The sequence below is a fragment of the Desulfovibrio sp. 3_1_syn3 genome, from assembly GCF_000145315.2.
In the GTDB taxonomy this organism is placed as follows: Bacteria; Desulfobacterota; Desulfovibrionia; order Desulfovibrionales; family Desulfovibrionaceae; genus Desulfovibrio; species Desulfovibrio fairfieldensis.
Window position 1 is genome coordinate 1,657,827 of the sequence record NZ_ADDR02000001.1, and the last position, 12,978, is coordinate 1,670,804.

The window sequence follows — 12,978 nt, forward strand, 5'->3', positions numbered from 1 at the left end:
TCATGCTTCCTGTTATCAGTCCCGCTGAAACCCTGCAAAAACTTCGGGACGGAAAAATCCGTCTCGTGGACATCCGGGAGCCCGATGAAGTAAACGCCGTGCGCGTGCCCGGCGCTGAAGTGGCCCCGCTCTCCGTCATCAAATGGACGCATCTGGCCCCGGCCAGCCCGAACCTGCCTATTGTCTTCACCTGCAATTCCGGCAACCGCACCACCAAGCAGAGTGACCTGCTGGAAGAACTGGCCGGAGGACCCGCCTTGCAGATGGAAGGCGGCGTCAGCACCTGGGCCAAGCAAGGCCTGCCGGTGGAGCGCGGTCGGCAGAGCATGCCTCTGTTCCGCCAGATTCAGATCGGCGCGGGCGCGCTGGTGCTGCTGGGCCTGGCCGGAGTGTTCGTCTGGCCGCCCATGATCTGGCTGTCCGCCTTTGTGGGCGCGGGTCTGGTCTTTGCCGGAGTGACCGGCTTCTGCGGCCTGGGCTTGCTGCTTTCGGCCATGCCCTGGAACAAAAAATAAGCCCATGCCGCCTCGCGGTCATGAGGGCGGCCCGCCGCAACAGCCTGCGGACCGCATTTGCGGTCGGCTGGCCCCGAGTCCCACGGGCTACGCCCATCTGGGCAATGCCTGGGCCTTCCTGCTGGCCTGGCTGGCGGTGAGGGCGCGCAAGGGCGTTCTTATTCTGCGGCTGGAAGACATCGACCCCCAGCGTTCCAGGCCGGAATTCGCAACGGCCTTATTGGAAGATCTGCGTTGGCTGGGTCTGGACTGGGATCAGGGGCCGGATGTGGGGGGACCCGCCGGGCCGTATGAGCAGAGCCGACGCACAGCCGTATACGCGGACGCATTGGCCCGGCTGGAGGCCGCGGGCCTGACCTATCCCTGTTTCTGCACCCGAAAGGAACTGCGCCTGCTGGCCGCGGCCCCGCATGTGGATGACGCGGGCGCGCCCTATCCCGGCATTTGCCGGGAGTTGAGCGCGGAACAGCGGGAGGCCCTGCTCCGGGCCGGGCGCAAGGCCGCCGTGCGGCTGCGTTGCGCGGCGGAGCGCGTTGATTTTGTGGACGCGCTGCTGGGGCCCCAATCCTTTTGTTTGGCGGAATGCGGCGGGGATTTCGCCTTGCGGCGTTCCGACGGCGTGCTGGCCTATCAACTGGCCGTGGCCGTGGACGACGCGCTTATGGGCGTAAACCAGGTGGTGCGCGGGCGGGATATCCTGTCTTCCACGCCGCGCCAGATCGCTCTTTTGCGGCTTTTGGGGCATGCTGTCCCCTCGTATGCGCACATTCCGCTGCTTCTGGATGGCGAGGGCCAGCGTTTGGCCAAGCGCCACCGGAGTTTGTCCTTGCGGGTTTTGCGCGAGCGGGGCGCGGACCCCAGGCGCATTGTGGGCTTGCTGGCCCGGCTGGCCGGGCTCAACCCGCGCGGTTGGCCCGTGCTCCCGGCGGAATTGTTGCCGGATTTTGCTCTGGAGCGCCTGCCCGGCGCGGACCAGCGCGTGACGGATCAGGATTTGCGTCGGCTTGCGTCATAACGCATCGTACGCTTGAGATTTCCGCTTGACGGCGGGCAAAGCCCTCCTGCGGAAAACTCGCGGGCCTTGTGAAACATGGCCGGGCATTTTTACCGCTAAGAAGCAATGGTATTGTGAAGCGGCCCCCAGTGGCGCGTATCTCTCAGCAGGAGTGTGTAGAACCGTGGCAACGCTTGATCAGGATTTTCTGGATGCAGCTTTTCCGGCCCAGCGGACGGATGATTTTTTTGACGCGCTGTTCGGCGGCGCCGAGGAGGGGGCCTACGACATACGGCTGGTCTGCCGGAACGTGACGCCCGACCGGGCGGTTTTGGCCTTTGAACTGCGCCGGCGGCCGGGCAAATGCTTGGTCTGTAATTTGACCTACGGCCTGCCCCAGGTTTTCCAGCGCCATCCGGTGCTCAATGTGGCCGGTGTGGCCAAAGCTGTGGCGGCGCGCCTGGGCTGGCCCGAAACCAGCCGCTGGAGCCTGGAACCCACGGAAGAAATCAGCCATGAGCTGCACGCCATCCCGCTGGTGCTGGAACGGCCCTGACGCCCTTCTTGACAGAGCGGTTCTTTTTTGGCAATAGAAGCCGGTCGCCAGCTTAGCTCAGTTGGTAGAGCAGCTGATTCGTAATAAGAAGTGCGGCGGAGCTTTTTGAAGAATTAAGGCTAGAAAAATCAAGAAGTTACCCTGAACATCACAAGGGCATTTTTCGGACTTTTCTACCCTATTTATACCCTGGCGCGACAAACAAATTTTCCCGCGCCGCCTTGGCTCAGTTGGTAGAGCGGCTGATTCGTAATCAGCAGATCGTCAGTTCAAATCTGACAGGCGGCTCCATAATTTCAAGGGTTTATGTGCAAAAGCAGCACATAAACCCTTGCTTCGTTTTGGGCCTCCAGCGGAAAATTTGGCGAAAAATACATAAAATATCCTTTTCTTTTAGTGTATTACAGAAATTTTTAATTTACTCTATTTATACCCTGGCCTTTGAGGGCAGTTTTTCAGGCAATTCTGAACAGAAGACGTTCCCGCTTTCTCCCGGCATTTTTCCTTTCTTTTCCTCGCCCCTGCGGCACGCTATATACAGAATTTCCTGTGTTCATGCGGGTTTGCGGGCAGAATTTTTCTACCCTATTTATACCCTGAGTAATTTCGCCCTTTTTGTCCGCCCTACGGGCATGAGGGGCGCACGATGAGCGCCCCTTCCGGCAACCGTTGCGGCCATGATCCCCGGCAGCCGAAGCTGAGTCCTGCTCATCCTATAAGAAAGGGCAAGGGCGGCCTGCCGCGTATCCTGTCCCTGGCGGCGGAACGGGCCAAGGCGTGGTACTTCCATCCGAAGAAATGCCCCCTGCTGTCACACCCGAACCGTCAGACCCGCTCAGAACGGCGTGAGGCCTGCCAGATCGTGCTGGAAACGATTCTGAGCCACCTCGACCTTGCTTCCATGTGCCTGGGCGTTCCCACGCCCGCCAGCGGCTTCATCGACATCGACATGCGCACCATCGTGCGGGATTCCGGCATAGGTCAGCGCCGGATCGAGCGGGCCATTGCCCTGTTCAAGGAAGCGGGATTCATGAAGGTGACGCAGCCGCGCACCCAGAACGAGGAAGGGGACTACTTCGGCTGTCGGGCCATCCGCGTGGTGACGGATACGCTCTTCGAGTGGCTGGGCCTTGGCCCCATGCTGCAACGTGAACGGGAAAAGGCGTCTGAGAGGCTACGGCGCAAGGCTCAGAAGCTGAACCGCAAGCTTTCTGACTTTATGGGCCGGATGCGGGACACACTCAAGAAGGCAGGCAGAATGCTCTTTCAACAGCCCTCTTTCCAAACCGATGAAAAGCGCATGGAAGAAACACGGCGCTGGAACATGGCTTGCGCAAAATATATGATTGCCGGTTTCGACCCCGACGAGTGCCGATGTCGAACTAACGCTGAACTCGGATTGCCAGTGGGCTACAGCCCCGGCAGGCGCGCTTAGCGGACGCTGCCATCTATCCGCATGGGGTTTTTCTGGATTTTGAGTCTTTCTTGCCTTGCTTACCCGACCAAAACCGAATTTTCCGCCCATGATTCAGCATGACGGGCCTCTTCCCACCCGACTATGCCCGCAAAAAAAATACGTGTCGCATGGTTGCCCCGTAGCTGTCGCGCATAAAACCAAAAGGCAAAAATTGAAAACAGGGCAAGGTGTTCTACGTTGATAAATGCAAAGCTTTGCATTAGGGTATCAGCAATTCGATAACCCATATCTATCTCAAGCCAAACATAAAGAGGCACTGTGCGTTATGAAAATAAGCAAAATAGAGGTCAATAACTTTAGATTGCTCAATAATTTTGTGCTGATACCAGAAAATTATTTGTCGTTGATCATTGGCAAGAATAATACTGCTAAAACATCTTTGCTTACTGTGTTAGATAAATTTATTAACTATCAAGAAGCAAAAGGATTTGTTTTTAATGATTTAAATGTAGCAACACAAAAATATTTAAAAAGCTATTTTTTATCCTCACTTCCTGAAGAAGAAAAATATACTCCTATAAAAATTTCTTTGAAAGTTTATATATCATATTCAGACAGTGACGATATTAGCAAAATAAGTCGTTTGTTCGTTGACCTTGATCCAGAAAACAATATCGTTGTTCTTTCATATGAATATATTCTTGATTATGAAAATTTAGTAAAAATGAAAAACGAATTTTCTGACTCATTGCTAAAAATAAAACAAAAGAGAGGGAGCACTCTGTCTGACGAAATAGCAGTAGATAAATTTTTTGATATTGGGATAAAAAAATATTTCAAACTTGAAATTAAATCCGTTCAATTTGATGTAAAAACATCATCATTGATAGAAAAAATGTTTATTCCAATACAATCAACAAATCAAATAAAAGATATAATTTCTTTTCATTATATAAGCGCACGCCGCGATGTATCAAATAAATATAATAATAGTACACTTTCTCAGCAGATAGTTAATATATTTAATGCAAACGAATATAATGATACTATGAAAGAAGCATTTAAAGATTTACGCGGAACACTTGTTGAATCAGACCATGAAATTGGTAGGGTATATTCTACTATATTTAGCGAAATAGCTAATGTTATTAAGCAGTTTGGCGGCATGGTTCCTGGTGATACACAAATCCAGGTCATGTCGAATTTAAAGCCGGATGACTTGCTCAAGAACAATGCCACAATAGTGTACCAACATGAAGGGTAAAATCTTCCAGAACACTATAACAGCCTGGGATACATGAATTTATTTAGCATATTATTTGAGCTTGATGCTACTCTCAATCGCATTCGGCGTAACAAGTTGGAAACACCGTCAGACGTAAATATCCTTTTCATTGAAGAGCCAGAAGCTCATACACATCCCCAGATGCAATATGTTTTTATTAAAAATATAAAGCAATTAATGTCCAAAAAACTGGTCAGAGAAGACAACATTAGTGTTAATCTTCAATGCCTTATAAGCACTCACTCAGCACACATAGTCACAAATTGCGATTTTGATGATATCAAATATTTGAAGCGCTTACCTTCAGGATTGGCAGTTGAGGCGAAAAATATTCAAGAACTTCAGGCGCTTTACGAAAAAGAAGGTGATGCGGGCAAAGCTGCGTACCGTTTCCTTAAACAATATCTTACTATTAATTGTAGTGAGCTATTTTTTACAGAGAAAGCTATTTTTGTCGAAGGAGGCTCAGAACGAATTTTGCTGCCGTCAATGATGTTAAAAATGGACAAGAAGCACCCTCAAGGGCTGCCCTTGTTGTCACAAAATATTTCTATCGTTGATGGTGCAGGATCGCACTCAAAGATATTTGCCAAGTTCATTGAATTCATCGGGCTAAAATCATTAGTAATCACTGACATTGACACATATTATGACGAACCAGGCGACGACGGCAAACCCGATCATATTTCATGCCCCTCTTCTGCCTCAAATGCGCTTTACACCTGGAATGACTCGCTAAGATTTTTCCATTGCCGCGACAAAAATAATGACTGCAAATATTTTTGCGGATTAGATAGTACAGGAAAAACGGTTGGGTATAATCCCAAGACCGGGACATGGCAGCCAATGGCGGGCGGGAATATTTTTACGGCGTATCAATATGGGGCCAACGGCGCGTATGGTGGATGCTCCTTCGAAGACACTTTTATTGAGGAAAATAAGCAGGTTATTGCTGAGCATGGTGACTGTTTTGAATCCTTACGCCCAAAATGGTTTACTGACTTTAAGCAGACAGCAGATTCTTTCACTTTGGCCCAGAAAGGTATCAAGAAAAAATCCGCCTTTGCGCTTGATATCCTCCTCCATGACCCAGAGGTTCTCACCGCCTCTGATGATAACCCCAAGAATGTCTGGTCAGTTCCACACTACATTGAGGAGGGGCTGGAATAGCTGCGCAAGCTGTAAAAACTGAAACCGAATTGGTTGTTGATAAAGTTTTGGAACACATCCATACAGGGCATAATTTCTTGCTTAGTGGGGGTGCTGGGAGTGGTAAAACATATGCTTTGGTAAAAGTATTGGAAAAAGTTATTGAGGAAAACCCGCATATAGGAATTGCGTGTATAACATACACGAATACTGCCGTTGACCAGATTACGGCGCGGATATCTCACGATAACTTGAGAGTTTCGACTATCCACGATTTTTTATGGGATAACATGCAGCAATTCCAAAACGAATTGCAGTCAACTCTCTTAGAGCGGATTAGGGATGATGAAGATAAAAATTTTGTCCTTCCTGATGATGTTGTTGTCACAGACAACCTGTTTTCACCACTTAAATATGGAATACAGTATAAAGAAGTATTGCGGTTGCAAGAGGGGATAATTTCTCACGATGAAGTAATTTTATTAGCAAATTTAATGTTTGAAAAATATTCAAAGCTTTGTGATATAATTAAAGATAAATATCGTTTTATATTTGTTGATGAATATCAAGATACGCAAATTGAAGTTATTAACATTCTTCTGCGCCACGCTTCCCAAAGTAAAAAGAAAAACATTATTGGATTTTTTGGCGATTCTATGCAGGCTATTTACGATAAAAGAGTAGGTGATCTTAACGACTATTTAAGTGCTGGCACGGTGCATGAAGTCAAGCTTGAACAGAATCGGCGAAACCCACAGGCTGTGATTGAATTGGCGAATAAGTTGAGAACTGACAATATTATTCAGCATCCTTCTGACCAAATTGATGCGCCCAATATGGATACTAAAACTGGGGCCGTGAAGCCAGGAACGGCTACGTTTTTGTACTCAAGCTCTTCAAGCTTAGATTTAGTACGTAATTTTCTGAGATGGGATTTTTCCGATGCCCTCAAAACAAAAGAACTCAACCTGACCCATAATCTGATCGCAGATAAAGCAAACTTTCCAACTTTGATGGAAATATACGACAAAGATAAAATTCTCGATTATCGTAAGAGGGTTAAAGATTTTTTGCGTGATAATGGCATTGAGCGCGATATTTATGCAGGGAAAACCTTTGGAGAAGTTTTGGATGACTTGCAAACAAAGTTTCCTAAAAACAAAAAGCTTCTCCCAACAGCAGGGATGCAGGAGTATATTAACGAGCATTCAGATCTGTTTGAGGCGGCAAAAAGCTACGATTTTCTAGAGTTTTTCAAAATTTATATTGATAAAGACCACCTAATCGACGACAAAAAACAGACGCCAGAAGTAGAAGCAAAAAAAGGCTCTAGCCGTGATGCCCTGATCAAGCATTTATTCAAAATTCAAAATATTATTAGTTTGTATGAAAGTCGAAACTTTAGTCAATTCTTAAAAATAACAGACTTTAAGATAGCAAAAGCTTCAGACAAAAAGGTGTTACATGATCATATACAAAAAATATTGAACACTGAATCTGGGAAAACCATTGGAGAGGTCATTGATTTAGCCCATACCCTTCGGCTTTGTCTAAAAGGTGATGCCTTGCGACGCTTTGTTGAGAAAAACAGGTATATTTATGATAGAGTATCACAAGTTCCTTATGCAGAATTTCTAAGTCTGTATCGCTACCTTGAAGGGCAAACACCATTTTCCACTCAGCACAAAACAAAGGGTGATGAGTTCGACAACGTCTTGGTTGTTATGGATAATGGCAAATGGTCTCAGTATAATTTTGACAAGTTATTTAGCGAGCTTGGCAACCCAGGGAGCTCCCCAACGAATGATGCTGGAATTCTGGAGCGGACGCGGAAGATATTTTATGTCTGCTGTACCAGAAGCAGGGAAAACTTAGCGATTTTTTTCAATTCGCCCTCACAGAGCGTCTTAGCTGGGGCGCAAAAGCTATTTATGAGCGATAGGATTTTTAATCTTGACGCTGCTCAGTAGTGGCACAAAGGACCATGCCAAGGGGAAGTATATGGAGAAATATGTTCCGCCGAAAAGCCTAGATAAAAAAGATTACGCCTTGGCCGCTGCAAAAGCAGGGGTTAGCTCCATTCCTGTTGCTGGTGCGGCTCTAAACGAACTGCTTGCGGCCCTGATCACTCCATCGCTGGAAAAACGGAAATATGACTGGCTGGCAGAAGTCGGGCAAGGGCTACGCGACATCGAAAGTAGGCTTTCTTCCCTTGAAGACTTGCAATCAAAAAATAATTTTGTGGATATTACACCCGTATGTCTTTGGGCAGCGTGATTTGCCCTTTCGCCATTACCTTGGCGCTATCGACGAGGACGGGTTGCATAAAGCCTCACCTCCGCGCGGATGAAATCCCTACTTGCCCTGAAAGTAGGGTAATGGCTGTTGGATAAAGCCACAAGGTTACGCCGACACATCCCCTTCCCCCAACCATACCTGCACCTTCCTGATTTTGCAGCAGCCTGCTGCAAAATTGTGAGACTGCGCTTCCCACTCCATCACGTTTCATCCGCCAATCCTTGCACATTAGCAAAGTCTGCATGGCCGCCCTGCAAGCGTCTGAGGAATACGGAAGTATATTTAGGCATGTGCAGATGAGGCGTATCCATTTTTTAGCATAGGCAAGCGCAGCTAATAGTACACAAAAATATTTAAGAATAAGTTGTCATAATAGCTAGTTGTGCAGTTCAAAATGCTTATACAGATGCTACAGTATCGGCATTTCAGAGGGCCGGACATGGGAAGTACAGTACCTTCGGCCTGACTTCCCGACCGGCTCCCTGCGCGGGAGGGCGGGCTTATTCACACTTCGTGTTCAACGCTCAAACCCAAAAGGCAAAAAATGCTCAAGACAATACTTGCGGCGCTTGCGCTTGTGTTGCCGCTGGCGGTATCGGCGGCGGCAGAGGAAACCCGGCCCCCGGCCTGGCTCATAGAAGCCATTGCCCGGCAGGAATCCAGCCTGAACCCCCTTGCCGTCAACGTGGCTGGCAAAGATTACTACCCCGCCACCCGGCAGGAGGCCGAAGCCATCATTGCCGCCGCCCAGGCCAGCGGCAAGAGCTTTGATGTGGGATTGATGCAGATCAACCGCTGGTGGATAGAACGGCACAATATCCCGCCCGCTTCCTTGCTCGACCCGGAGGTTAACCGCGCTTGGGGCGTCTGGATATTGGAACAGGAAATCGCCCGGCACGGCCTTAACTGGCGGGCCGTGGGGAAATACCACTCGCCGGATGAAGAGCGCGGGCGGCAATACGCATGGCGCGTGTTCACCGCCGCGCAAAAAGCCCCCCAGCCCGCCATACCCGCAAAAGCCCCCACTGTGAGGAATACCCATGCCCACCAAGAAAAAAGCCGTGACAACCTATCTGACGGAAAAGGAGTTCAGCGCCGTGCAGGCTAGCGCCAGCCGGGCCGGATTGTCACTTTCGCGCTTCCTGGCCCTGACCAGTCAGGGCCAGCCGGTCAAAAGCCTTGAGCACCAGCGCGAACGCATGGAGCTTCGCCGCATGAAGGGGGAAATGGGCAGCATCGGCGGCCTGCTCAAGCAGGCCCTGGCCCAGAGCGGTGACAAGTCGCATACCTACCCGATATTGCGCACCCTGGATAACTGCCTTCGGGCCATCCAGAATCTGATCGCCCGCCTTTGAGGCAGTATGATAAGCCGACATATCCCCATTGAGCCGGAAAACGACAATTACGGGCGGCTGGCCCGATATATCGCCCGTATCGGCGAGTATGCCGAGGACAAGGAAAAGCCCTCGCTGGTGTGGTGCGCCGGGTGCGTGGGCGGGGATGATTACGCCGAGGGCATTGCCGAGGTGCAGGACGTGCAGGCTCTGAACACCCGTGTTGCGTCCAACAAAAGCTACCACCTTGTGGTCAGCTTTCGCCCGGAGGATGAGGCTAAGCTCACGCCGGACATTCTGCGTGACATTGAACGTCGCTTCACCTAGGCGCTGGGCCTGTCTGAGCATCAGTGGCATTGCGCCATCCACACGGACACGCAGAATATCCACATGCAGATCGCCTACAATCTTATCCATCCGGTTACGCTGAACCGCAACGATCACCCGTGGGACTACAACAAGCGCGATGCCCTGTGCCGGGAGATTGAGCGCGAGTATGGCCTGACCGTGGACAACGGCATGGAGCAGGAGCGCGGCCAGCGCAATGAACGGGCTATAGCCTTGGAGGCACAGCAGGGGGTGCAATCCTTTGATAGCTATGTGCGGGAGCGCACAGCGCCCATTCTGGCGGTACTGGATGCCGCCCGGAACTGGCAGGATTTACACAAGGAGCTTCACCGGCACGGACTGGAAATCCGCCCAAAGGGCAACGGCCTTATCATCAAGAATCGTCACGGCAAACAGGCGCTGAAAGCCAGTGACGTGGACAGGCGCTTGTCCAAAAGCCGCTTGGAAAAAGCTCTGGGGGCTTATCAGTTCCCCATGCCCACCCTGACGAAAGAAGAATCCCGCTACCGCAGCAGGCCGGTACAGCGCAGTCCGGCAGGAGAAGCCCTGTACGCCCGCTATCAGGCCGAAGCCGCCGAGCGCAAGCAGCAGGCCGACGCGGTGAAAGCCCGACAGGTCGAGACTCTGACCGCCATACACGAAAAATGGCGACAGCACCGGGCAGAGGTCGAAAAATCCACCATGCTCAAGCAGAACCGGCGCAACCTGATCCAGTACGCCCGCAAAAAAGAAGCGGCAGAACTGGCCGAAGCAAAGGCCCGCTTGCGGCAGGAACAAGCCGCGCCACCCTATGAATCATGGAACGATTTCTTGCGCCGTCATGCCGACCAGGGCGATGAAGCCGCCTTGGCCGTACTGCGCTCCCGAAAACAGTCTGTAGAGGTGGAAGATTCCCCCGCCCTCAGGCCACCCGCGCTGGACAGCATCAAGGCGGAATACGCGGAAAAGCAGGTGGAAGTCTTGGCCGACACCGACCAGAGCCGCAAAGGCAAGAAAACCCTGCTGGCTTACTTACGCATGGAAGAAGTGCTCAAGGAGGAAGCCTTGCGCGGCCTGGCTGTTCGCCCGGAAGACATGACCCGTAGCGTGGACGCCAAGGGCGCGGTGGTCTTCACCCTGCCCGGCGGCGGCAAGGTGCGCGACACCGGCAAGGAAGTGCTGTTTTCAGGTTCGGACGAGCTGGCCGTCAAGGTGGCGCAGTTCTATGCCCGCAAAAAATGGGGACAGCGTGTGCGGATGGACAAGGGCAGCATTGTTTTTGATGTCGAAGCTGAAAAGATTCAGGAACGCCCACGCAAGTGCCTGTCACGCTGAGGCAGACCCTGCTTTCTGATGCGGCAATGGAATATGATGTCAATCAAGTGGCTACAGAAATTGACTACTGCCCCTCCTGGGTGCTAACCGATCAGGAAGAAAGCATTGCTATGCGGTGCGCAGTGTAACATGCAATACGCCTCCCTCAAAACATCTGGAAGAAAAAATGCAGAACACGATAGAAATCAAGACGCCACGCTTGATTTTGCGCAGATTCACCGAAAAAGATGTACAAGCCTTCTTTGCAATCATGAATGACAAAGATGTCAACACCTATCTCCCTTTTTTCCCACTGCAAACAATAGAGGAGGCTCGATATTTTTTGCAGGAAAATTATTTCCAGCACTACGCAAGCCCAATAGGGTTTCGATATGCGGTTTGCTTAAAATCAGACAATATTCCAATAGGATATGTAAATATTGCAGATAATGACAGCCATGACTTGGGATACGCACTGAAGCTAGAGTTTTGGCACAAAGGAATTATCACGGAAGCCTGCAAAGCTGTTGTTGAGCAGGTGGAAAAATCAGACATTCCCTATATCACTGCCACCCATGACGTTAATAATGCGAGAAGTGGCGCAGTTATGAAAAATATTGGCATGCTTTACAAATATTCATATAAAGAGCAGTGGCAACCTAAAAATATACTGGTAACATTCAGAATGTATCAGCTCAACTTTGATAATAGAAGTACATTCGTATACAATAAATATTGGGACATGTACCATGATCACTTTATTGAAAAAACTTGTAGCGTTAAAAATAATCAATGTATAGTTTGTCATGAATATAAAATTAAATTCTATTGTGCAATATCATTGCTTTTTCGCTCATGAATATAGTCAAAAACGCTTTTTATCTCAGTTATGTAGTCAGTTTGAATTTCAAAATATTTTGTTTTGGCGGCAATACACGCCATTTTGAGCATGGCATTCTCTGTAACTAAAAAATCTTCTGTTAACTCTTCGGAGTGCTTTCGTTGTTCAGTCAGGTTTTCATTATTCAACACTAATTCAAAGTTGTTACGAATATACACTTCTGAAAATATAAGATACAGCTCTATGATTTCAGGATGCAGCAGCTCACGCACCTTGTGGGGAGGCAGATAACAACCTTCAATGATGAGGTTCTGGCGATTTTCAAGGCATGTATCCACAATCCCCTTGATGATTCCCCTTAGCTGCTCGGCAATATACGTATTGTCGTCAAGCGCAGTGAAGTTGCAAGGAAAATTGCTGCGGATCAGGCCCATTTTCAGGTGATCCAGGCTCATATACGGATAATGGTATTTTTCAAGTAGCCGCTGCGCCAGCCACGTTTTTCCCGTGTGGCTTTCCCCGCCAATCAGAATAATCATGCACTCCTCCCTGGCGACATGTATGCTGCTTTCAGGCCCATCGTCTCCTTCTTCATAACGCATCCCTTGTCTGCACACAAAGGCCGTCGCAACACCAGGGCAGTTATTGGCATCCTTTCCACCCTCCGGGGGTGCGCGTCAACGCGCATGGAGTGCGCCAAGCCTCATGCGTTCGGCCTACGGGCTTGTGCAGGTTCGTCCGCTACGCTCCCTCCCTTCCGCGCCCTGCGGCCTCTCTCCTTGCGTTTGTCACACTCCATTCCCCCCTACAGGCGGCGCGGGCTGCCAGACGCGGCAAGCGCGTGAACAGTCGTGCGGTAAGCTACGCGACTGACAAATGACCTTTCCCTGGCGTGGGAGGGGGCAGCACCTATTGGCAAATGCCCCCTCCCGCCGCCGGGGAAAGGTT

11 protein-coding genes, 1 tRNA gene and 2 pseudogenes are annotated in these 12,978 nt (G+C 50.0%); 13 read left to right on the top strand and 1 reads right to left on the bottom strand.

Annotated features, from left to right (window positions below):
* Positions 1 to 2: 2 nt before the first annotated feature.
* The 13 genes and pseudogenes from HMPREF0326_RS07025 to HMPREF0326_RS15955 all read left to right on the top strand — a co-directional run bounded on the left by HMPREF0326_RS07025 (position 3) and on the right by HMPREF0326_RS15955 (position 12,048).
* The gene (locus tag HMPREF0326_RS07025; protein WP_008685375.1) at positions 3 to 515 is read left to right on the top strand and encodes a rhodanese family protein; all 513 of its coding nucleotides are present in this window, start codon (positions 3 to 5) and stop codon (positions 513 to 515) included.
* Between the two features lie 4 nt (positions 516 to 519).
* Positions 520 to 1,530 carry a tRNA glutamyl-Q(34) synthetase GluQRS gene (gluQRS, locus tag HMPREF0326_RS07030; protein ID WP_008685376.1) on the top strand — a complete coding sequence of 337 codons (1,011 nt, stop codon included), beginning with the start codon at positions 520 to 522 and terminating at the stop codon, positions 1,528 to 1,530.
* A 163-nt stretch (positions 1,531 to 1,693) separates the two neighbouring features.
* Entirely contained in the window at positions 1,694 to 2,065 is a 372-nt protein-coding gene (locus HMPREF0326_RS07035) for a hypothetical protein (RefSeq protein WP_009303586.1), read from the top strand.
* Positions 2,066 to 2,280: 215 nt separating this feature from the next.
* Positions 2,281 to 2,356, top strand: a tRNA-Thr gene (locus HMPREF0326_RS07040).
* 355 nt (positions 2,357 to 2,711) lie between these two features.
* A complete protein-coding gene (locus tag HMPREF0326_RS07045; RefSeq protein ID WP_008685379.1) occupies positions 2,712 to 3,500 on the top strand; it encodes a hypothetical protein in 789 nt (262 codons plus the stop codon).
* Positions 3,501 to 3,807: 307 nt separating this feature from the next.
* Positions 3,808 to 5,013 (top strand): annotated as a pseudogene (locus tag HMPREF0326_RS17555) (ATP-binding protein); the annotation flags it as partial.
* A gap of 63 nt (positions 5,014 to 5,076) precedes the next feature.
* Complete coding sequence (locus HMPREF0326_RS17560; protein ID WP_332248636.1) at positions 5,077 to 5,937, top strand: ATP-dependent endonuclease; 861 nt, start codon at positions 5,077 to 5,079, stop codon at positions 5,935 to 5,937.
* A 29-nt stretch (positions 5,938 to 5,966) separates the two neighbouring features.
* Positions 5,967 to 7,886, top strand: a complete 1,920-nt coding sequence (locus tag HMPREF0326_RS07055; RefSeq protein ID WP_198012616.1) for an ATP-dependent helicase — start codon at positions 5,967 to 5,969, stop codon at positions 7,884 to 7,886.
* A 31-nt stretch (positions 7,887 to 7,917) separates the two neighbouring features.
* Complete coding sequence (locus HMPREF0326_RS16720; RefSeq protein WP_147568386.1) at positions 7,918 to 8,193, top strand: hypothetical protein; 276 nt, start codon at positions 7,918 to 7,920, stop codon at positions 8,191 to 8,193.
* A gap of 565 nt (positions 8,194 to 8,758) precedes the next feature.
* On the top strand, positions 8,759 to 9,322 hold the full coding sequence (locus HMPREF0326_RS15525; protein ID WP_008685385.1) for a lytic transglycosylase domain-containing protein: 564 nt from the start codon (positions 8,759 to 8,761) through the stop codon (positions 9,320 to 9,322).
* The gene (locus HMPREF0326_RS07065) at positions 9,255 to 9,569 is read left to right on the top strand and encodes a plasmid mobilization protein (RefSeq protein ID WP_051149925.1); all 315 of its coding nucleotides are present in this window, start codon (positions 9,255 to 9,257) and stop codon (positions 9,567 to 9,569) included. Before HMPREF0326_RS15525 ends, HMPREF0326_RS07065 begins: the two co-directional genes overlap by 68 nt.
* Positions 9,570 to 9,575: 6 nt before the next feature.
* Positions 9,576 to 11,210 (top strand): annotated as a pseudogene (gene traI / locus HMPREF0326_RS07070) (TraI/MobA(P) family conjugative relaxase).
* 166 nt (positions 11,211 to 11,376) lie between these two features.
* The gene (locus tag HMPREF0326_RS15955; RefSeq protein ID WP_008685394.1) at positions 11,377 to 12,048 is read left to right on the top strand and encodes a GNAT family N-acetyltransferase; all 672 of its coding nucleotides are present in this window, start codon (positions 11,377 to 11,379) and stop codon (positions 12,046 to 12,048) included.
* On the opposite strand, the gene HMPREF0326_RS07080 is transcribed toward HMPREF0326_RS15955, so the two are convergent.
* Positions 12,015 to 12,569, bottom strand: coding sequence for a hypothetical protein (locus HMPREF0326_RS07080; RefSeq protein ID WP_008685396.1), 555 nt, complete (start codon positions 12,567 to 12,569; stop codon positions 12,015 to 12,017). The genes HMPREF0326_RS15955 and HMPREF0326_RS07080 overlap by 34 nt on opposite strands.
* Positions 12,570 to 12,978: the final 409 nt, after the last annotated feature.

Coding starts and splice junctions, on each gene's coding strand:
- HMPREF0326_RS07025 (WP_008685375.1), top strand. CDS start 3: ATGCTTCCTGTTATCAGTCCCGCTGAAACCCTGCAAAAACTTCGGGAC.
- gluQRS (WP_008685376.1), top strand. CDS start 520: ATGCCGCCTCGCGGTCATGAGGGCGGCCCGCCGCAACAGCCTGCGGAC.
- HMPREF0326_RS07045 (WP_008685379.1), top strand. CDS start 2,712: ATGAGCGCCCCTTCCGGCAACCGTTGCGGCCATGATCCCCGGCAGCCG.
- HMPREF0326_RS16720 (WP_147568386.1), top strand. CDS start 7,918: ATGGAGAAATATGTTCCGCCGAAAAGCCTAGATAAAAAAGATTACGCC.
- HMPREF0326_RS15525 (WP_008685385.1), top strand. CDS start 8,759: ATGCTCAAGACAATACTTGCGGCGCTTGCGCTTGTGTTGCCGCTGGCG.
- HMPREF0326_RS07065 (WP_051149925.1), top strand. CDS start 9,255: ATGCCCACCAAGAAAAAAGCCGTGACAACCTATCTGACGGAAAAGGAG.
- HMPREF0326_RS15955 (WP_008685394.1), top strand. CDS start 11,377: ATGCAGAACACGATAGAAATCAAGACGCCACGCTTGATTTTGCGCAGA.
- HMPREF0326_RS07080 (WP_008685396.1), bottom strand. CDS start 12,569: ATGATTATTCTGATTGGCGGGGAAAGCCACACGGGAAAAACGTGGCTG.